Genomic DNA, 18644 nt, shown 5'->3' on the forward strand with positions numbered 1-18644 from the left:
TCTTCGAAGCGCCGGAGGCGCTTACAGTGTGCGCAAGGGGGGAAAACGGGCGTCATTATAGAGAATCCTGAGCGCAGACGAAACCGTTTGCGTCGAAATAAAATCACAGCGGAAATTTAACAATAGGTGTTGCCGTTATCTGTAATAAGTTGCCAACTGGCTTAAGTTTACGCAAAATGCCGCTCAATCAATGGCAAACCGTACGTTTAACATGGCCACTGCAGACTGAGGCAAGCGCTGACGCAGAGAATTAACTAATTGAAAAAATTAAAGATTAATTATCTGCTCATCGGCATTGTTACCTTGCTGCTGGCAGCGGCCTTATGGCCTTCAATCCCCTGGTTCGGCAAAGCCGAAAACCGTATCGCCGCGATCCAGGCGCGGGGGGAGCTGCGCGTCAGTACCATTACCTCCCCGCTGACCTACAACGCCATCAACAATAAAGTGATTGGGCTGGACTACGAGCTGGCGCAACATTTTGCTGACTACCTGGGCGTGAAGCTAAAAGTAACCGTACGCCAGAACATTAGCCAGCTTTTCGACGACCTCGATAACGGCGATGCCGACCTGCTGGCCGCCGGTCTGGTTTACAACAGCGAGCGTAGCAAAAATTATCAGCCGGGCCCAACCTACTATTCCGTTTCGCAGCAGCTGGTCTACCGCGTGGGCAGCCTGCGCCCGCGTACCCTGGCAAATCTGACCGCTGAACAGCTGGTCATTGCGCCTGGCCACGTGGCAATCGAAGACTTACGCGTCCTGAAAGAGAAAAAATATCCTGACCTTAGCTGGACGGTCGATGAAAAGCTGGGCACGACGGCCCTGCTCGAACAGGTTAAAGACGGGAAGCTGCCCTATACCATCGCCGACTCGGTTGCCATCAGCCTCTTCCAGCGTGTACATCCTGAACTGGCCGTGGCGCTGGACGTGACCGACGAGCAGCCGGTGACCTGGTTCAGTAAACTTGATGACGATCAGACCCTCTCTGCCGCAATGCTCGATTTCTTCAGCGGCCTGAATGAAGATGGCACCCTGGCACGGCTGGAGGAGAAATACCTCGGTCATGGCGATGACTTTGATTATGTGGATACCCGCAGCTTCCTGCGGGCCGTCGACAACGTGTTACCGGATCTTCAGCCGCTGTTTGAGAAATACGCTCAGGAGATCGACTGGCGGTTGCTGGCCGCGATTTCATATCAGGAATCGCACTGGGATGCGCTGGCCACCTCGCCCACCGGCGTACGTGGATTGATGATGCTGACCAAGAATACCGCCCAGAGTCTCGGCCTTACCGACAGGACGGATGCGGAGCAGAGCATCAGCGGCGGGGCGCGCTATCTGCAGGACATGATGAGCAAAGTCCCGGAGACAGTACCGGAAGAGGAGCGGATCTGGTTTGCGCTGGCGGCGTATAACATGGGCTACGCCCATATGCTCGATGCCCGCGCCCTGACGGCCAAAACCAAAGGCAACCCGGACAGCTGGTCAGATGTGAAGCAGCGCCTGCCTCTCCTGAGCCAGAAACCCTGGTACAACAAGCTCACCTACGGGTATGCGCGCGGCCATGAGGCCTACGCCTACGTCGAAAACATTCGTAAATATCAGATAAGCCTGGTGGGTTATTTGATGGAGAAAGAGAAAGAGGCGGCGCAGGCGCGCCAGATGGCGGAAAACTATCCGGTGGTCGCCCCGGACGAACTTAACCACCCGGTAACTTCGATTCTGCCTTTTGTTGCTTTTTCTGCTGGCGACGCATTCGAAAAAAGTCACTCAGCATCGCCGAACAGGCTGGTGCAAGTACCCCACCGATGACATTAACCTGATGATTCATTCCCGGGTGTCCCAGCACGTTCATAAGAGAACCTGCGGCCCCGGTTTTTTCATCCTGCGCGCCGTACACCACGGTGCCAATGCGGCTGTGGACCATCGCACCTGAGCACATGACGCACGGCTCCAGGGTAACATAAAGCGTTGTCTCCAGCAGACGGTAGTTTTGCAGTACCAGCCCCCCCTGACGCAGCGCCATAATCTCTGCATGCGCGGTAGGATCGTGGCGGCCAATCGGGCGGTTCCACCCTTCGCCAATCACCTTATTGTTGTGTACCAGCACGGCACCCACGGGCACTTCGCCCTCATCCCAGGCGCGTTGAGCCAGCGAGAGCGCATGGCGCATCCAGTATTCATGATTAGGTTCAGGGTTAGACAACGACATGCACTCCAGTCTGTAAAGCGGGCGCATTATACACACAGCTTATGTATAACACTATTCCAGCTGCTGTAGCTCGCCCTGGGGAGTGACACGCCAGCGGTGCTGGCAGAAGTAGAGCAGCGGGTTATCTTGCTTACTGTCGCTGTAACCACTGTACAGGCGCAGCGGCGTACCGATTCTTTTCTCCAGTTGCGCCACCTTTTCATGGCCAAGACAGCGCATGGTGAGCACCCAACCGCCGTAGCGTCGCCCTGTCTGGGTGGCGATAAGGTTCACTTTCGGCAACCACGGCGTATCAAAATAGACGAGCTCCACCAACGGCTGTGGAGATCCGGTAATCAACCAAATATCGGCATCCGACGCATCAAGATAGGCGGTGAGCCTCTGCTGCACCACCGGAAAGGCGGTAACATGCTGGCGAAACCAGTCGGCAAAATCCTGACGCAGCTGTTGCAGTCGCGCCTCGCTGTGGCCAAATGTGCATCCCCACAGCAACAGACTCATGGGCCAGCGGGCTGCGCGCCCTTTTATCAGTAACGCGCAGCCGATGACCGGCAGGAGGGGCAATACGAGCAACGCATTCAGGGGTTGTCGGCGCAATAAATAACGCATAAACGTACCGAACATATCCTGTTGATGAAGCGTTCCATCCAGATCAAAAAAGACAACCCGACGCTCGTTATTAACCAAACCTCACTCCTCTGGATCGTTGAACCCTAACAGCCAGGTAAAGAGGAACCCGGCGATCACCGCTATTAAATAGCCTAACAGATAGAGCATGACTTTTCCGGTCACGATGGTTAATGCCAGCGGTAAACCGGAAATACCAAAGGTGATGACGGTCGCCACTTTCCAGAAACTGATCAGCGCCCCACCCACGGCACCGCCCAGGCAGGCACCGATAAATGGCTTACCGAGCGGCAGCGTGACGCCAAAAATGAGCGGTTCGCCGATGCCGAGTAAGCCCACCGGCAGAGCCCCTTTAATCACTTTTTTAAGGCGTGCATTGCGGGTTTTCATCAATACCGCAATCGCCGCCCCCACCTGCCCGACACCGGCCATCGACAGAATCGGCAGCAAGGCGTTAAAGCCGTGGGCCTGCACCAGCTCGACGTGGATGGGCACCAGCCCCTGATGCAGGCCAGTCAACACCAGCGGCAGGAAGGTTCCGGCCAACACCGCCCCTACCAGGAATCCCCCCCGGTCGATAGCCCAGGAGGCACCGTGCGCTATCGCATCGGAGATCCAGCCGCCGAGCGGTTGCAGGGCAATAATCGCAATACTGCCCGTAATGAGCGTCGTCAGCAGCGGGTTGAGGATCAGCTCCAGCGAGCCCGGCAGGGCATTGCGCAGCTTTTTCTCGACCCAACACATCAGCACGACCACCAGCAGCACGGCAATAACCCCGCCACGGCCAGGCTGGAGCGCCTCGCCAAACAGGCTTATTTGCGCCAGCTGTGGGCTGGAGAGGATCCCGGCCATAACCCCGCCCATAGCAAGCGAGCCGCCAAATACCTTGGCGGTATTGACCCCCACCAGAATGTTCATGATCGCGAAGACAGCACTGCCAAAGATGCCCAGGATCCCCAGCAGATTGGGGTACTGCGTAGCAAAATCACCGACAATATCCGGGCGCTTCAGGATATTAATGATCCCGGTGATCAGCCCGGAGGCGATAAACGCCGGAATCAGCGGAATAAAGACGTTTGCCAGCTGGCGCAGGGCATCGCTCATCGGTGCTTTATAGCGCGCCTTCACCTGAGCTTTGGTGCGCTCGGCGTCATCCACCGCTGCGCCCCCCATCACCGCGCGCATGGCATCCACGACTTGCGCAGCTTTGCCCGGCCCGACAATCAACTGGTGCTGCTCGCCCTGCTTCACATAGCCGCTGACGCCCGGCAGTTTCTTCAGATGCGGGAGATCGAGCCTGGACTCGTCTACTACCTCCACCCGCACGCGCGTCATGCAGTTTTCCAGACGCAGGATGTTTTTCTCTCCGCCAATCCCCTGCAGGATACCGCTGGCGAGCGCTGCCGTTTTTTCCATATCCGCCTCTTTAGTTTTCTAACGCCGCCCGTAAAAAACCACTGTGCTGGTCGAGTCGGGCACGCGCCGTCGTCGCATCCAGCCCGCTTAATATCATCAGAATGGCAGGCTTAACGTCATAATCGGTCTGCTGGAGCACCTTTTCGGCCTCTTCACGCGTGGTGCCGGTCGCTTCCACGACCATGCGGCAAGCCCTGTCGATAAGCTTCACGTTAGTGGCCTTCATATCCACCATCAGGTTCTGGTAAACCTTGCCGAACTTCACCATCGCGCCGGTAGAGATCATGTTCAGCACCAGTTTCTGCGCCGTGCCGGATTTAAGTCGCGTGGAGCCGGTCAGAGCTTCAGGCCCTACCACAGGCGAAATAGCGATATCCGCCACCTGGGCGATGGGGGATCCCGGATTACAGGAGATGGCCACCGTCGTGCAGCCGGTCTGTCTGGCATATGCCAGCCCACCCAGCACGTACGGCGTGCGCCCCGATGCCGCCAGCCCGACGACCAGATCCTGCGGTGTCAGGGCAATGTCGCGTAAATCGTCTTCACCGAGCTGCGGGCTGTCCTCCGCCCCTTCGACGGCTTTTAACAATGCCCCCGGCCCACCGGCTATCAGGCCGATCACCAGGCCGTGCGGTACGCCGAACGTAGGTGGACATTCAGAAGCATCCAGCACGCCCAGGCGACCACTGGTCCCCGCCCCCATGTAAATAATGCGGCCGCCCGATTTCAACGAAGTGGCCGCCGCATCGACCGCTTTCGCAACCTCGGGCAATGTCTCTTTCACTGCCTGCGCGACCAGCGTATCCTGTTGATTAAAACGGCTTACAAGGTCAAAAGTGGAGAGCGCATCCAGATCCATGGTTTGCGGGTTACGGGTTTCAGAAACAAGCGATCCTAGATTCATCTTTTGTGCCTCAAGAATTTTTAATTCATAATAATCGCACTATAATGGAATATAAAATTCATTCGGGCGAGCAATATTCGCAATTTGCAACAGCTATCACATTTCGCCAGGAGACCTCATGAACTGTTTAATCCGAATTCGCCAGCGATACGCTGGCTTTGCCCAGAGCGACAAAAAACTGGCGGATTTCCTGCTGTCTCAGCCCGACCATGCCCGGCATCTGAGTTCACAGCAGCTGGCCCAGGAGGCAGGCGTCAGCCAGTCGAGCGTGGTGAAATTTGCGCAGAAGATCGGCTTCAAAGGGTTTCCCGCGCTCAAACTGGCCATCAGCGAAGCGCTGGCCAGCCACCCTAACCCACAGTCGATGCCGGTACATAACCACATCCGTGGCGACGATCCGATGCGGCTGGTCGGTGAAAAACTGATCAAAGAAAAATTGGCGGCCATGCACGCTACCCTGGATGTGAATACTGAAGAGAAGTTGCTGGAGAGCGTGACCATGCTGCGCACGGCACGACGGGTGATCCTGACGGGTATTGGCGCGTCGGGGCTGGTAGCACGCAACTTTGGCTGGAAGCTGAATAAAATTGGCCTGACCGCTATCGTCGAGCAAGATATGCATGCTCTGCTGGCCACCGTTCAGGCTATGGAGCCCAGTGACGTGCTGCTGGCCATCTCCTATTCCGGCGAGCGCCGTGAAATCAACCTGGCAGCAGACGAAGCCCTGCGCGCGGGGGGGAAGATCCTCGCAATAACCGGTTTTACCCCTAACGCCCTACAGCAACGCGCCTCTCGCTGCCTGTATACCATTGCGGAAGAGCAAGCGACCCGGAGCGCGGCCATCTCTTCCACCAGCGCACAGATGCTGCTGACGGACCTGATGTTTATGGCGCTGGTGCAGCAAGATCTCGAACATGCGCCGGATCGTATTCGCCACAGCGAAGCGTTGGTTAAAAAACTGGTTTGAGTACGTAATGAGCGTATAATGCCCGCCCTGTTTGTGATGTTTCTGAGAATTACCTGATGGCGCTGTTAATTACCAAAAAATGTATCAATTGCGATATGTGCGAACCCGAATGTCCTAACGAGGCCATTTCCATGGGCGATAGCATTTATGAGATTAACAGCGACCGTTGCACCGAGTGTGTTGGCCATTACGAGACGCCGACCTGTCAGAAAGTGTGCCCAATCCCGAATACCATTCTCAAGGATCCGGCACACACTGAATCAGAAGAGCAGCTGTGGGATAAATTTGTACTGATGCACCACGCGGATAAGATCTAACTTTCAATAATGACCGTTGCGCAGGCGTAGTGGCGCTCATCCGCCAGCGTAACGTGCATATGCGCTACCCCCAGCTTCTCAGCCAGTTTTAACGCTTCTCCCCACAGACGCAGACGCGGCTTGCCCAGCTCATCGTTAAAAACTTCGAACTGATTGAAAGCCAGCCCGTTACGGATCCCCGTGCCGAATGCTTTCGCCGCCGCCTCTTTCACCGCAAAACGTTTAGCCAGAAAACGCACCGGCTGCTGGTGCGTCTCCCAGATGGCCCACTCGTTATTGCTAAGTACGCGACGGGCAAGGCGATCGCCACTACGGGCAATCACCGCTTCAATACGCGAAATCTCAACGATGTCCGTGCCTAAGCCAAGAATAGCCATTAGCGACGGGCTTCCAGCATCAGGCGTTTCATCTCTGCCACCGCCTCTTTCAGGCCGCTCATCACCGCACGGCCAATGATGGCGTGACCAATATTCAGCTCGTGCATCTCCGGAATGGCGGCGATGGCTTTCACGTTGTGGTAGGTAAGGCCATGACCGGCATTGACCTTCAGTCCGAGGCTTGCGGCGTAGGTCGCGGCTTTGGCGATGCGCTCAAGCTCTTTTGCCTGGGTTGCTTCGTCTTTGGCATCCGCATAGCAACCGGTGTGGATTTCGATGTAGGGCGCACCCACGTCTGCTGCGGCTTTGATTTGGGCCTCATCGGCATCAATAAACAGCGAGACCAGAATACCGGCATCTGCCAGACGTTTGCAGGCATCGCGCATTTTTTCCAGTTGGCCGGCAACGTCGAGGCCGCCTTCAGTGGTCACTTCCTGACGTTTTTCTGGTACCAGGCAGCAAAAATGAGGTTGCGTCTCAACGGCGATGTTCAGCATCTCTTCGGTCACCGCCATCTCGAGGTTCATGCGGGTATCCAGCGTTTGACGCAGCACCCGTACATCGCGATCGGTGATGTGACGGCGGTCCTCACGCAGGTGAACCGTAATGCCGTCGGCCCCCGCCTGCTCAGCAATAAACGCGGCCTGTACCGGGTCCGGATAGGCCGTGCCGCGCGCGTTACGCAGGGTGGCGATATGGTCAATATTGACGCCTAACAGTAATTCAGCCATGACAATCCTCGGTTTTCTCGTTGTTCATTTACGCTTGGGCATAAACTGCCTGAATAATTCGCGGCTCTTTAAGGGCTTGCCTCCAAGATACGGCTTCAGCGCAATACGGGTAAAGCGTTTTGCCGCCCGCAGTGTCTCTGCATCCGGAAATTCCCGCTCGGCTAACGCGCGCAGGTCACGCCCGGTAAAGGTACTATTATCAATCACAATACTGGCGATAAATCCTTTCTCTTCCCGGTAGCGGTAGGTCATGGTCTCTTCCACCGGATCGCCACTGCCTGCACAGTGAAGAAAATCAACGCCGTAACCCAGATGGCCAAGCAGCGCCAGTTCAAAACGGCGCAGGACGGGTTCAGGCGAGCCAGTTACCCCCGCCAGGGCCTGGATACAGTGCAGGTAGTCGAAGAAAAGTTCAGAGAAGCGAGTCTCATGCTCAAGCACGCGTGAGATGAGTTCGTTGACGTACAGGCCGCTATAAAGAGTGATACCAGAGAGGGGAAGTGCCAGGGAGACGGCTTCGGCGCTGCGCAGGGTTTTGACCTCCCCTCGCCCACCAAAGCGGACCAGCAGCGGTGTGAAAGGCTGTAAAGTTCCTTTCAGATTAGAACGTTTGGAACGTGCGCCTTTAGCCACAAGGCGCACGCGGCCCGACTCTTCCGTGAAGACGTCCAGTATCAGGCTGGTTTCGCTCCAGGGACGACTATGGAGAACGAAGGCACGCTGCCAACCTTCCATACTGTTCGTCGTCTTGCGTTACTGATCTTCGCCGTAACCGAGGCTGCGCAGTGCACGCTCATCATCGGCCCAGCCAGATTTCACCTTCACCCACAGCTCCAGGTGAACCGGTGCTTCGAACATCTCCTGCATATCTTTACGAGCTTCAATACCGATGGTTTTGATCTTGGCACCTTTGTTGCCAATCACCATTTTCTTCTGCCCTTCACGCTCCACGAGGATCAGGCCGTTGATATCATAGCCACCACGCTCGTTCGTCTGGAAACGTTCGATCTCGACGGTGACAGAGTACGGTAACTCCGCGCCAAGGAAACGCATCAGCTTTTCACGGATGATCTCAGAGGCCATAAAGCGCTGAGAACGATCGGTGATGTACTCTTCCGGGAAGTGATGGATCGCTTCCGGCAGATGTTTACGCACGATGCCCGCGATGGTATCCACATTCAGACCGGTCTCTGCAGACAGCGGTACGATATCGAGGAAGTTCATCTGGCTGCCCAGCCACTGCAGATGCGGCAGCAGATCGGCTTTTTCTTGCACGTTGTCAACTTTGTTGACCGCCAGGATCACCGGGGTTTTCCCATCACGCAGTTTATTGAGCACCATTTCGTCGTCAGGCGTCCAGCGGGTGCCTTCCACAACAAAAATCACCAGCTCAACGTCACCGATAGAGCTGCTCGCCGCCTTGTTCATCAGACGGTTGATCGCACGCTTCTCTTCCATGTGCAGGCCTGGGGTATCGACATAAATCGCCTGATACGCGCCTTCCGTATGGATACCGACGATGCGGTGACGCGTGGTTTGCGCCTTACGAGAGGTGATAGAAATCTTCTGCCCAAGCAGATTATTCAACAGGGTGGATTTGCCAACGTTTGGACGACCAACGATGGCAATAAATCCGCAATAGGTTTTCTCTTCGCTCATTCCAGCTCCAGCATTTTCAACGCCTGTTCGGCGGCAGCCTGTTCCGCCTTACGACGGCTAGAACCTGTGCCCACCACCGGTTCACTCAGGCCACTGACCTGGCAATGGATGGTAAATTCCTGATCGTGCGCTTCGCCACGGACCTGCACCACCAGATAAGATGGCAGCGGAAGGTGACGACCCTGCAGATATTCCTGCAGACGCGTTTTCGGATCTTTTTGTTTATCGCCTGGGCTAATTTCGTCCAGACGGGTCTGATACCAGTTCAGAATCAGTTGCTCGACGGTCTGAATATTGCTGTCGAGGAAAACGCCACCGATTAAGGCTTCGACCGTGTCCGCAAGAATGGACTCACGGCGGAAACCGCCACTTTTCAGTTCGCCCGGCCCCAGACGCAGGCACTCACCCAATTCGAACTCACGCGCAATTTCTGCCAGCGTGTTACCGCGAACCAGCGTTGCACGCATGCGGCTCATATCCCCTTCGTCCACACGTGGGAAACGGTGATAAAGCGCATTGGCAATAACGTAACTTAAAATGGAATCGCCCAAAAATTCGAGACGTTCGTTGTGTTTGCTGCTGGCACTGCGATGGGTTAATGCCTGTTGCAACAACTCCTGATGCTGAAAAGTGTAGCCCAGCTTCCGTTGAAGCCGATTAATTACGATGGGGTTCATGCGATACCAATAGAATGAATGCGTCAAAAATGCAGCACACGAAACCGACCTGAGAAAGCCAACGCGGTTTCGTGTGCCGTGGCACTGATTCAGCGCCAACCTTAAACTTCGGGGGAATATTCTATACACAACGACAGGGGTTGTCGTTAGTCTGGAGAGATTTATCGCTTAAATAATTCACATCGCCCTTAAGATAAAGGGCGATGTGTTCAGATATCACGAATTAATGGATCCCGCCGATACGATTTAGACGTACCCCGGTCGGCCATTCGCCTTCCTGCTTCTCGAAGCTCATCCAGATGGCGGTCGCTTTACCGACCAGATTCGCTTCCGGCACAAAGCCCCAGTAACGGCTGTCCGCAGAATTATCGCGGTTATCACCCATCATGAAGTATTGGCCCGGCGGCACAATCCAGGAAGCCAGCTGCTGACCGGACTGATGGTAGTACATCCCCAGTTGATCCTGCGCAATAGGCACCGTCAGAATACGGTGTGTGACGTCACCCAGCGTCTCTTTACGCTCAGTCAGGCGGATACCGTTCTCTTTGGTCTCGCCTTTTGGCATCTGGAAGAAACCGCTGGTAGCTTCACCGCCGTTACGACGGGCAAAGGTCTGCACGAAGTCACTCGGCTCTACGTTGGAGTAGGTAATGGGCAGCGCGCTTTCACAGGCCGTACCAGAACTGCAGCCAGGCTGTACCGTCACTTCTTTCGCAACTGGATCGTAAGAGACTTTATCGCCAGGCAGACCCACCGCACGTTTGATGTAATCCAGACGCGGATCGTCGGGGTATTTAAAGACCACGATATCGCCGCGTTTCGGATGACCGGTTTCGATCAACGTTTTTTGGTAGATAGGATCTTTAATGCCGTAGGCAAACTTCTCGACCAGGATGAAGTCACCAATCAGCAGCGTTGGCATCATCGAACCTGATGGGATCTGGAAAGGTTCATAAATAAATGAACGTACCACCAGAACAATCGCCAGTACCGGGAAGACCGAAGCCCCTGTCTCCAGCCAGCCCGGTTTCGGGCCGACTTTTTTCAGGGTCTTCGCATCAAGCCCGTCGCCAGTGGCTGCCTGCGCGGCAGCCTGACGTTCACGACGTTTCGGGGCGAAAATAAACTTATCCAGACACCACAATAGACCCGTCACCAGCGTCGCGATGACCAGGATCAGGGCAAACATGTTCGCCATGCCAACTCCTTAGGATTATTTGCCGTCTTTACCTACGTGCAGAATGGCGAGGAACGCTTCCTGCGGCAGCTCAACGTTACCAACCTGCTTCATACGTTTCTTACCGTCTTTCTGCTTCTGCAGCAGCTTTTTCTTACGGCTGACGTCACCGCCATAGCATTTTGCCAGAACGTTTTTACGCAACTGTTTCACGGTAGAACGCGCGATGATGTGGTTGCCAATGGCCGCCTGAATCGCGATATCAAATTGCTGACGCGGGATCAGCTCTTTCATCTTCTCAACCAGCTCACGCCCGCGGTATGGTGCGTTGTCGTTATGCGTGATCAGCGCCAGCGCATCGACACGCTCGCTGTTAATCAGCACATCTACACGTACCATGTTGGAAGCCTGGAAGCGTTTAAAGTTGTAATCCAGTGACGCGTAGCCACGGGACGTCGACTTCAGACGGTCGAAGAAGTCGAGTACCACTTCCGCCATCGGGATTTCGTAAGTCAGCGCCACCTGGTTACCGTGGTAAACCATGTTGGTCTGTACGCCGCGCTTCTCGATACAAAGGGTGATGACGTTGCCGAGGAACTCTTGCGGCAGCAGCATGTGACACTCTGCGATAGGCTCGCGCAGCTCAGAAATGTTGTTCAGCGGCGGCAGCTTGGACGGGCTATCGACGTAGATCACCTCTTTCGAGGTGGTTTCCACTTCGTAAACTACCGTCGGCGCGGTGGTGATCAGATCCAGATCGTACTCACGCTCCAGACGTTCCTGAATGATCTCCATGTGCAGCAGGCCGAGGAAGCCGCAGCGGAAGCCGAAGCCCAGCGCCGTGGAGCTTTCTGGCTCATAGAACAGAGAAGCATCGTTCAGGCTCAGTTTGCCAAGCGCGTCACGGAAGTTTTCATAATCATCAGAGCTGACCGGGAAGAGACCTGCATATACCTGTGGCTTCACTTTTTTAAAGCCAGGCAGTGCTTTATCAGCCGGATTACGGGCGCCCGTCAAGGTATCGCCAACCGGCGCACCGAGGATGTCTTTAATTGCACAGACCAGCCAGCCTACCTCGCCGCATTTCAGCTCGGTACGGTCAACCTGTTTCGGGGTGAAGATACCCAGGCGATCGGCGTTATAGACCTGACCGGTGCTCATAACCTTGATCTTTTCGCCTTTACGCATGGTGCCGTTTTTAATACGTACCAGCGAGACAACACCCAGATAGTTATCGAACCAGGAGTCAATGATCAGTGCCTGCAGCGGTGCATCCGGGTCGCCTTCAGGAGCAGGGATATCGCGGACCAGACGTTCCAGCACATCCGGAACACCTACGCCGGTCTTCGCGGAGCAGCGCACAGCATCGGTGGCATCAATGCCCACGATATCTTCAATCTCTTCCGCCACGCGTTCAGGATCGGCGGCAGGCAGGTCGATTTTGTTCAGTACCGGCACCACTTCCAGGTCCATTTCCATCGCGGTGTAGCAGTTCGCCAGGGTCTGGGCTTCTACGCCCTGCCCGGCATCTACCACCAGCAGCGCGCCTTCACAGGCCGCCAGCGAGCGGGAAACTTCATAGGAGAAGTCAACGTGGCCTGGGGTGTCGATAAAGTTAAGTTGATAAGTTTCACCGTCAGACGCTTTATAATCGAGCGTTACGCTCTGGGCTTTAATGGTGATACCGCGTTCGCGTTCCAGGTCCATGGAGTCCAGAACCTGGGCTGCCATTTCACGATCAGACAGGCCACCGCAAATCTGGATAATACGGTCAGACAGCGTCGACTTACCGTGGTCAATGTGAGCTATGATCGAAAAGTTACGTATGTTCTTCATATAGTTAAATAATTTTGCCTTACGAATTCCTGGAGGCCGCTGTTCTTAGCCTGACGTTTTTCAGTGCGAAAACGCAGCATTCTACACTACATCTTCGTCACCAGGAAATGCTCTTGAATTCAGGTATAGCGCTAAGTTTGAGGGTTTTGGTTTATAAGAATCAAACATAGATAAAGCCCGGTGTATTTACCGGGCCTCTGAGGATAGTGTTTCAACGCGCAGTTCGTCGGGTGGTAAGCCAACGCTGAGAATGGTTGGCTGCCAGTTATCGCGCACAGCAAGCCTGGGCGAAAGCCCCCGCGCCAGCAAAAAACCGCCTACGCCGCCAAGAGCGGCCCCGCACATGGCGGCAAGATCGGTGGCAAACAGGAGCTGGAAAAGACCACCCACGGCAAACAAGCCCACCAGCGGAGAGAGATAAACCAGCATCGCCGAGCCCAGCAGGCTCGCTTCGGCAATCCCCAACTCCACTTTTTGCCCTTTCACCAGCGGTTGCTCGCTAGGAACGGAAAGCGTGTGGGTAGTTTGCGGGCCCAGTTTATTCAGCACGCGGCTGCCGCATCCTGCGCGGGAGGCGCAGCTGCTGCAGGAGGCCTTAACGTCGCAACTCACCAGCGCGACGCCATTTTGCCATGATACGACCGTAGCCCACTCTTTAATCATTGTGCTGCCCTAAATTTGATACTGTCGGCGATACGCTTTGCAGTTTGCGGCGGAAGCTCACCCACGACCGTAATTTCGGCATTATCACGCACCGTCGTGCTCACTGTGCGACGACCGGTACGCAGCATCTGGTCGGCACTGATCGCGGTGGCGCGGTTGATATTCACCGAGAAGCTGAACAGACCATCCGAGTAGAGACGCGATTCAACCGGCGTATCAATCGTAGGAAGCTGGCGTTTGCTGCTGGAGATCTCGCTGAACCCTTGCGGGATCCAGGTCGGGGCCCAGTTAAAGTTAATGGTATCCCCTACCGGTACAGAGAGCAGCGGCGGCAGACTGGCTTTAGCAAGATTCTGCATGCTATTGCCGACCTGATCATCGACGCTAAAGGAGATCACGCGGAACTGTTCCAGCGTTTCACCATCGCGATCAAGTAGATCGACCCGCATCGGAAGCTTGGTTTCGGCATCCATCCAGACGATATAGCTGTAGCGCGTCCCGTCCCGGGCCACGACCCGGATGACTTCACATAACCGGTCTGCAATGCGCGTACGGCCAACGGAAATAAAGTCGTAGTAGGGGGCAAGACGCTTAAAGTCGGTATAAACCAGCGATGGCAGCGAATCGACGATGTAGTCGCCATTAAGGGTGAAAGGCTCAAGGCCCGGCTCAAAATAGCTGATTTCATTACCACGCTGCACAACTTCACGGCGCGGGCCATCCATCTGCAAGAGCTGAGCGAGAGGCTGTTTATCAAGACGGGCGTGGCGATAGCGTAACGACTCGACGCCCTGCTTATTGATACTGATAAAAGCCAGTTCATAGTTGAGTGACTGGCTAGCGAGGTTCATCTGCTGCAACAACGCCCCGGACGATACATCAGCCGAGGCGTTGACAGAGAAGAGCAAGCTACCCGCCATCAAAGACATGGCGCACCAAAGTTGCTTCATTACTGCGATTGCGTTCCTAAAGTTTGGTTTCCGGGCACTTGCACAGCGGCTTGCTGGGTTTGTGCCTGTTCAAACTGAAGCTGCTCTGAATGCAAACGACGTTGCAATTCATAGTCCTGCAACATCGCATTAATGCGACGACGCTGCTCCTGTACCTGCTGCTGCTGGCCAGCACCCGCCGACGCGTCGGAAGGAATACCCAGGCTAACCGGGCTGGCTTTGCCCATCATCGGCAGCGTGTTAAACACTGGCGCTTCAGGTTGCTGGTTGACTTCAGATTGGCTGTTATACTGCTGGACGCCAACAATAACCGCAAGCGACACGCAAGCTGCGACACCCATCTGGGTCAGTTGACTCGCCCACGGGCGCACTTTATTCCAGAATGGCATTTTTTGCCACAGGTGTGGTGCAGGCTGGGCTTCAGGGATCAGCGGAGTGGCCTGAGTAACAGGTTCGTTCTCTATCGCCGCCATTACGCGTGATGAGATATCGAAATGGAGGAGCTCGCTGGTATCGCCGCGCATAGAATCGCGAATAAGATGATAACTCTCCCAGGCTTTTTGCATCTCAGGAGAGCGAGAGAGCTCATTAAGCAGCTCATTGTCCAGCGTTTCACCATCCATTAAAGCGGAAAGTTGTTCTTTCTGCATGCCTAATACCTTTTCCAGTATCCCGCTATCGTCAACGCCTGATAAGCGGTTGAACTTTATTATCAATAGCTTCTCGCGCACGGAAAATACGTGAACGAACCGTACCAACCGGACAATCCATGATAGCGGCTATCTCTTCATAGCTCAGGCCATCAAGCTCCCGCAACGTAATTGCCATGCGTAAATCTTCCGGAAGCGACTCGATGGTACGAAAAACTATTTGTCTCAGTTCTTCTGACAACATTAAGTTCTCAGGGTTCGAAATTTCTTTCAACGCGCCGCCGCTTTCGAAGTTTTCTGCGTCTATCGCATCAACATCACTGGAAGGCGGACGACGGCCCTGAGCGACCAGGTAATTCTTTGCCGTATTGACAGCAATTCGGTACAGCCAGGTATAAAAAGCACTATCCCCCCGGAATGATTCCAGCGCGCGATAGGCCTTAATAAAAGATTCCTGTACGACATCAGGGACATCCCCTGAAGGTACATAGCGGGAAACCAGACTCGCCACCTTATGCTGGTAGCGCACCACCAGTAGGTTAAAAGCTTTCTGATCTCCCTTCTGGACCCGTTCAACCAGAATCTGGTCCGTTAACTGCTCGCTCATCCGAGGTAATGTCTCCCCAAACCTAAAATCCACGCGTTATCGAAACGCCACTCTAAACACTGCACTGTGAGCAAGCAGTTGTGTAGAGGGCTGTTTTCTTAAAAAGTTCCGTCACGCTTTTGTTTTTGTTAATCGCGCCGCAGACTGTTCGTTTTCTATCATTATAAGTCTGTTCACGATACGCACCCAGTTTCTGATAAGAAATGGCATTTCCGCCAGCAGAGTACCGCAACGCGGGCTTTATTTCACCACATAATCTGAAGCTAACGATCTGCTTCGCAAAATATTTCTCCCATTTTTGCCCCAGAGCGGCCCCCCAGGCTTGTTTAGTCATTGCAACACTCAGTAAAAAAAACGTGCGATTTCTCGCATTCGGGTGCTATGCTGGCCAGACACTGTTTAGTAAATTAAACAAAGATCATGAACACACTTCCAGAACTCTCTTGCGACGTCCTGATCGTCGGCAGTGGTGCAGCGGGCCTCTCTCTCGCCCTGCGGCTCGCCAAACACCAAAAAGTCATTGTCCTGAGTAAAGGACCGGTAAGCGAAGGGTCAACTTTCTACGCCCAGGGCGGTATCGCAGCCGTGTTTGACGAAACAGACAGCATAGCTTCACATGTTGAAGACACCCTGATTGCCGGGGCCGGAATTGTTGATAAACACGCCGCAGAATTTGTTGCCAGTAACGCACGCCACTGCGTCCAGTGGCTGATCGATCAGGGTGTTTTGTTTGATACCCACGTGCAGCCAAACGGGGAAGAGGGTTATCACCTGACGCGTGAAGGCGGTCATAGCCATCGCCGTATTCTGCATGCTGCCGACGCCACGGGTAAAGCGGTGGAAACCACCCTGGTGAGCCAGGCGTTGAGTCACCCAAATATCCAGGTGCTGGAGCGCAGCAACGCCGTAGATTTAATTGTCTCTGACAAAATCGGCTTGCCTGGCACGCGTCGGGTTGTCGGGGCCTGGGTCTGGAACCGTAATAAAGAGACGGTTGAAACCTGTCAGGCCAAAGCCGTTGTGCTGGCCACCGGCGGTGCGTCAAAAGTTTATCAGTACACCACTAACCCGGACATCTCCTCCGGAGATGGTATCGCCATGGCGTGGCGTGCAGGCTGCCGTGTGGCGAATCTGGAATTTAATCAGTTCCACCCGACAGCCCTCTTCCATCCGCAAGCTCGCAATTTTCTGCTAACAGAAGCCTTGCGCGGTGAAGGCGCACACCTGAAGCGGCCCGATGGCACACGCTTTATGCCCGACTTTGATCCGCGAGGCGAACTTGCCCCACGTGACATTGTTGCCCGCGCTATCGACCATGAGATGAAACGCCTGGGAGTGGACTGTATGTATCTGGACATCAGCCATAAGCCCGCCGAGTTTGTCCGTCAGCATTTCCCGACAATCTACGAAAAGCTGCTCGGATTAGGCATTGATCTCACCCGGGATCCGGTACCCGTAGTACCTGCCGCGCACTACACGTGCGGCGGCGTGATGGTGGATGATCATGGTCGTACCGATGTGGATGGGTTGTATGCGATTGGCGAAGTGAGTTACACCGGCCTGCACGGCGCAAACCGCATGGCCTCTAACTCTTTGCTGGAGTGTCTGGTGTACGGTTGGTCGGCGGCGGAAGATATCGTTAAGCGCATGCCCTATGCGCGCCATGCCAATACCCTGCCCGCCTGGGATGAGAGCCGGGTCGAAAATCCGGATGAACTGGTCGTGATCCAGCACAACTGGCATGAGTTGCGCCTGTTTATGTGGGATTACGTCGGTATCGTACGCACCAGCAAACGTCTGGAACGCGCCCTGCGTCGTATTACCATGTTGCAGCAAGAAATTGATGAGTACTATGCCCACTTCCGCGTCTCTAACAATTTGCTGGAGCTACGTAACCTGGTGCAGGTGGCAGAGCTGATTGTTCGCTGTGCGATGAAGCGTAAAGAGAGCCGCGGATTGCACTATACGCTGGATTATCCGGAGCAACTGGAACACTCCGGGCCGTCCGTGCTTTCGCCGCTGGCTCACATAAAGAGATAGAAAGGGTGGGTCAGCGCGGTGTAGTCTTCGGAATAGCGCTGGTCTGCCCCACGGATAACCATTCTGTCGCTGAAGCACTCTCCCTCTTTCGGCGACAAGGCCAGCAGCACCCGGTGCGGCAACCTGCCTTCGGTATCGGCGATATCGGTGCGCAGGCGCAGATGCCAGCCCATCTCTGTCGCCATATTTATGAAATGGCTGCCCGTGCTTTCCGGCAGCACGACACAGAAAAATCCCTCTTCCGAAATAAGCGCCGCGGCACAGGCAAGCAAGGCACTGTGGCTGAGTGAACCGGTATATCGCGCTTGTTCGCGCTGCGGCGTCGCACACTCGACGCCGGGTTCATAATAAGGCGGATTACTCACGATAAGATCATAACGTGCGGTTTGTTCTGGCGCCCAGCTAAGGACATCCGCACAATGAATAGTGATGCGCGAGGCCCAGGGCGATTCGGCCTGGTTTTCGCTCGCCTGCTCTGCTGCATCGGGATCCAGCTCGACGGCATCGACGGTCGTCGACTGCTCCGTTCGCTGCGCCAGCATAAGCGCCAGCAGGCCGCTCCCGGTGCCAATATCCAGAATACGTTTAGCGCCGGCTACCGGCGCCCAGGCGCCAAGCAGGATGCCATCGGTACCCACTTTCATTGCACAGCGATCGTGTGCAACGAAAAATTGTTTAAACGTAAATCCATCGCGGCGCAATTGCGCTTTGAGTTGAGACATGTCAGAGCAACCTTCTAAACGAAACTGAAGTAGCATAGGGGAAAGCGTAACGGTGGAAAAGGGATATCCACACAAACAGATGAAGATTGCAGCGGTAACGTCTATAATCAGCGCC

General features: G+C 54.9%; 22 protein-coding genes and 1 pseudogene. 5 read left to right on the plus strand and 18 right to left on the minus strand.

Annotated features, from left to right (window positions below):
- Positions 1 to 26: 26 nt before the first annotated feature.
- Positions 27 to 111 (plus strand): annotated as a pseudogene (locus WFN75_RS22675) (hypothetical protein); the annotation flags it as partial.
- Positions 112 to 258: 147 nt separating this feature from the next.
- The gene (mltF, locus tag WFN75_RS12185) at positions 259 to 1809 is read left to right on the plus strand and encodes a membrane-bound lytic murein transglycosylase MltF (RefSeq protein ID WP_233801473.1); all 1551 of its coding nucleotides are present in this window, start codon (positions 259 to 261) and stop codon (positions 1807 to 1809) included.
- On the opposite strand, the gene tadA is transcribed toward mltF, so the two are convergent.
- Genes tadA through murQ form a run of 4 tightly spaced genes read right to left on the minus strand, consistent with a single transcriptional unit; the run spans position 1697 to position 5156 of the window.
- Entirely contained in the window at positions 1697 to 2236 is a 540-nt protein-coding gene (gene tadA / locus WFN75_RS12190; protein WP_046884539.1) for a tRNA adenosine(34) deaminase TadA, read from the minus strand. The two genes, mltF and tadA, sit on opposite strands and share 113 nt — an antisense overlap.
- 24 nt (positions 2237 to 2260) lie before the next feature.
- Positions 2261 to 2896, minus strand: a complete 636-nt coding sequence (gene yfhb / locus WFN75_RS12195) for a phosphatidylglycerophosphatase C (protein WP_207292223.1) — start codon at positions 2894 to 2896, stop codon at positions 2261 to 2263.
- A 3-nt stretch (positions 2897 to 2899) separates the two neighbouring features.
- Positions 2900 to 4252 carry a PTS transporter subunit EIIC gene (locus WFN75_RS12200; protein ID WP_286933979.1) on the minus strand — a complete coding sequence of 451 codons (1353 nt, stop codon included), beginning with the start codon at positions 4250 to 4252 and terminating at the stop codon, positions 2900 to 2902.
- 10 nt (positions 4253 to 4262) lie between these two features.
- Positions 4263 to 5156 carry an N-acetylmuramic acid 6-phosphate etherase gene (murQ, locus tag WFN75_RS12205; protein ID WP_212478445.1) on the minus strand — a complete coding sequence of 298 codons (894 nt, stop codon included), beginning with the start codon at positions 5154 to 5156 and terminating at the stop codon, positions 4263 to 4265.
- A 118-nt stretch (positions 5157 to 5274) separates the two neighbouring features.
- Here murQ and WFN75_RS12210 point away from each other — a divergent pair, with 118 nt between their 5' ends.
- Positions 5275 to 6123, plus strand: coding sequence for a MurR/RpiR family transcriptional regulator (locus tag WFN75_RS12210; protein ID WP_212478444.1), 849 nt, complete (start codon positions 5275 to 5277; stop codon positions 6121 to 6123).
- Between the two features lie 56 nt (positions 6124 to 6179).
- Positions 6180 to 6440: a YfhL family 4Fe-4S dicluster ferredoxin gene (locus WFN75_RS12215; RefSeq protein ID WP_040074472.1), complete on the plus strand. Its 261-nt coding sequence runs from the start codon at positions 6180 to 6182 to the stop codon at positions 6438 to 6440.
- On the opposite strand, the gene acpS is transcribed toward WFN75_RS12215, so the two are convergent.
- The 13 genes from acpS to WFN75_RS12275 all read right to left on the minus strand — a co-directional run bounded on the left by acpS (position 6437) and on the right by WFN75_RS12275 (position 16101).
- The gene (gene acpS, locus WFN75_RS12220; protein ID WP_040074471.1) at positions 6437 to 6817 is read right to left on the minus strand and encodes a holo-ACP synthase; all 381 of its coding nucleotides are present in this window, start codon (positions 6815 to 6817) and stop codon (positions 6437 to 6439) included. The genes WFN75_RS12215 and acpS overlap by 4 nt on opposite strands.
- Complete coding sequence (pdxJ, locus tag WFN75_RS12225; protein ID WP_212478443.1) at positions 6817 to 7548, minus strand: pyridoxine 5'-phosphate synthase; 732 nt, start codon at positions 7546 to 7548, stop codon at positions 6817 to 6819. The genes acpS and pdxJ overlap by 1 nt, the downstream gene beginning before the upstream one ends.
- A 24-nt stretch (positions 7549 to 7572) precedes the next feature.
- Positions 7573 to 8283 carry a DNA repair protein RecO gene (recO, locus tag WFN75_RS12230; protein ID WP_046884533.1) on the minus strand — a complete coding sequence of 237 codons (711 nt, stop codon included), beginning with the start codon at positions 8281 to 8283 and terminating at the stop codon, positions 7573 to 7575.
- An 18-nt stretch (positions 8284 to 8301) separates the two neighbouring features.
- Positions 8302 to 9207, minus strand: a complete 906-nt coding sequence (gene era / locus WFN75_RS12235; RefSeq protein WP_040074468.1) for a GTPase Era — start codon at positions 9205 to 9207, stop codon at positions 8302 to 8304.
- Positions 9204 to 9884 carry a ribonuclease III gene (rnc, locus tag WFN75_RS12240; protein ID WP_040074467.1) on the minus strand — a complete coding sequence of 227 codons (681 nt, stop codon included), beginning with the start codon at positions 9882 to 9884 and terminating at the stop codon, positions 9204 to 9206. The genes era and rnc overlap by 4 nt, the downstream gene beginning before the upstream one ends.
- Before the next feature lie 223 nt (positions 9885 to 10107).
- Positions 10108 to 11082: a signal peptidase I gene (lepB, locus tag WFN75_RS12245; RefSeq protein ID WP_040074466.1), complete on the minus strand. Its 975-nt coding sequence runs from the start codon at positions 11080 to 11082 to the stop codon at positions 10108 to 10110.
- A 15-nt stretch (positions 11083 to 11097) separates the two neighbouring features.
- Positions 11098 to 12897, minus strand: coding sequence for a translation elongation factor 4 (gene lepA / locus WFN75_RS12250; protein WP_040074464.1), 1800 nt, complete (start codon positions 12895 to 12897; stop codon positions 11098 to 11100).
- A 186-nt stretch (positions 12898 to 13083) separates the two neighbouring features.
- Positions 13084 to 13560, minus strand: coding sequence for a SoxR-reducing system protein RseC (gene rseC / locus WFN75_RS12255; RefSeq protein ID WP_046884531.1), 477 nt, complete (start codon positions 13558 to 13560; stop codon positions 13084 to 13086).
- Positions 13557 to 14510, minus strand: coding sequence for a sigma-E factor regulatory protein RseB (gene rseB / locus WFN75_RS12260; RefSeq protein WP_040074462.1), 954 nt, complete (start codon positions 14508 to 14510; stop codon positions 13557 to 13559). The genes rseC and rseB overlap by 4 nt, the downstream gene beginning before the upstream one ends.
- On the minus strand, positions 14510 to 15160 hold the full coding sequence (gene rseA / locus WFN75_RS12265) for an anti-sigma-E factor RseA (RefSeq protein ID WP_263616563.1): 651 nt from the start codon (positions 15158 to 15160) through the stop codon (positions 14510 to 14512). Before rseA ends, rseB begins: the two co-directional genes overlap by 1 nt.
- A gap of 31 nt (positions 15161 to 15191) precedes the next feature.
- Positions 15192 to 15767: an RNA polymerase sigma factor RpoE gene (rpoE, locus tag WFN75_RS12270; protein WP_032613187.1), complete on the minus strand. Its 576-nt coding sequence runs from the start codon at positions 15765 to 15767 to the stop codon at positions 15192 to 15194.
- A complete protein-coding gene (rseD, locus tag WFN75_RS22680) occupies positions 15764 to 15832 on the minus strand; it encodes a rpoE leader peptide RseD (protein WP_231313890.1) in 69 nt (22 codons plus the stop codon). The genes rpoE and rseD overlap by 4 nt, the downstream gene beginning before the upstream one ends.
- Positions 15820 to 16101: a hypothetical protein gene (locus tag WFN75_RS12275; RefSeq protein ID WP_336996207.1), complete on the minus strand. Its 282-nt coding sequence runs from the start codon at positions 16099 to 16101 to the stop codon at positions 15820 to 15822. The genes rseD and WFN75_RS12275 overlap by 13 nt, the downstream gene beginning before the upstream one ends.
- 86 nt (positions 16102 to 16187) lie before the next feature.
- Between WFN75_RS12275 and nadB the strand changes: the two genes are divergently transcribed.
- Positions 16188 to 17807 carry an L-aspartate oxidase gene (gene nadB / locus WFN75_RS12280; protein WP_336996208.1) on the plus strand — a complete coding sequence of 540 codons (1620 nt, stop codon included), beginning with the start codon at positions 16188 to 16190 and terminating at the stop codon, positions 17805 to 17807.
- Here the strand turns inward: nadB and trmN are convergent.
- Entirely contained in the window at positions 17792 to 18529 is a 738-nt protein-coding gene (gene trmN / locus WFN75_RS12285; RefSeq protein WP_336996209.1) for a tRNA(1)(Val) (adenine(37)-N(6))-methyltransferase TrmN, read from the minus strand. The two genes, nadB and trmN, sit on opposite strands and share 16 nt — an antisense overlap.
- Positions 18530 to 18644 lie beyond the last annotated feature (115 nt).

It is taken from the genome of Leclercia sp. UBA7405 (genome assembly GCF_037152215.1).
GTDB lineage: Bacteria > Pseudomonadota > Gammaproteobacteria > Enterobacterales > Enterobacteriaceae > Enterobacter > Enterobacter pneumoniae.

Excerpts from the sequence above, each read along its gene's own strand:
- tadA (WP_046884539.1), bottom strand. The coding sequence starts at position 2,236 with ATGCGCCCGCTTTACAGACTGGAGTGCATGTCGTTGTCTAACCCTGAA.
- WFN75_RS12200 (WP_286933979.1), bottom strand. The coding sequence starts at position 4,252 with ATGGAAAAAACGGCAGCGCTCGCCAGCGGTATCCTGCAGGGGATTGGC.
- murQ (WP_212478445.1), bottom strand. The coding sequence starts at position 5,156 with ATGAATCTAGGATCGCTTGTTTCTGAAACCCGTAACCCGCAAACCATG.
- WFN75_RS12210 (WP_212478444.1), top strand. The coding sequence starts at position 5,275 with ATGAACTGTTTAATCCGAATTCGCCAGCGATACGCTGGCTTTGCCCAG.
- WFN75_RS12215 (WP_040074472.1), top strand. The coding sequence starts at position 6,180 with ATGGCGCTGTTAATTACCAAAAAATGTATCAATTGCGATATGTGCGAA.
- acpS (WP_040074471.1), bottom strand. The coding sequence starts at position 6,817 with ATGGCTATTCTTGGCTTAGGCACGGACATCGTTGAGATTTCGCGTATT.
- pdxJ (WP_212478443.1), bottom strand. The coding sequence starts at position 7,548 with ATGGCTGAATTACTGTTAGGCGTCAATATTGACCATATCGCCACCCTG.
- recO (WP_046884533.1), bottom strand. The coding sequence starts at position 8,283 with ATGGAAGGTTGGCAGCGTGCCTTCGTTCTCCATAGTCGTCCCTGGAGC.
- era (WP_040074468.1), bottom strand. The coding sequence starts at position 9,207 with ATGAGCGAAGAGAAAACCTATTGCGGATTTATTGCCATCGTTGGTCGT.
- rnc (WP_040074467.1), bottom strand. The coding sequence starts at position 9,884 with ATGAACCCCATCGTAATTAATCGGCTTCAACGGAAGCTGGGCTACACT.
- lepB (WP_040074466.1), bottom strand. The coding sequence starts at position 11,082 with ATGGCGAACATGTTTGCCCTGATCCTGGTCATCGCGACGCTGGTGACG.
- lepA (WP_040074464.1), bottom strand. The coding sequence starts at position 12,897 with ATGAAGAACATACGTAACTTTTCGATCATAGCTCACATTGACCACGGT.
- rseC (WP_046884531.1), bottom strand. The coding sequence starts at position 13,560 with ATGATTAAAGAGTGGGCTACGGTCGTATCATGGCAAAATGGCGTCGCG.
- rseB (WP_040074462.1), bottom strand. The coding sequence starts at position 14,510 with ATGAAGCAACTTTGGTGCGCCATGTCTTTGATGGCGGGTAGCTTGCTC.
- rseA (WP_263616563.1), bottom strand. The coding sequence starts at position 15,160 with ATGCAGAAAGAACAACTTTCCGCTTTAATGGATGGTGAAACGCTGGAC.
- rpoE (WP_032613187.1), bottom strand. The coding sequence starts at position 15,767 with ATGAGCGAGCAGTTAACGGACCAGATTCTGGTTGAACGGGTCCAGAAG.
- WFN75_RS12275 (WP_336996207.1), bottom strand. The coding sequence starts at position 16,101 with ATGACTAAACAAGCCTGGGGGGCCGCTCTGGGGCAAAAATGGGAGAAA.
- nadB (WP_336996208.1), top strand. The coding sequence starts at position 16,188 with ATGAACACACTTCCAGAACTCTCTTGCGACGTCCTGATCGTCGGCAGT.
- trmN (WP_336996209.1), bottom strand. The coding sequence starts at position 18,529 with ATGTCTCAACTCAAAGCGCAATTGCGCCGCGATGGATTTACGTTTAAA.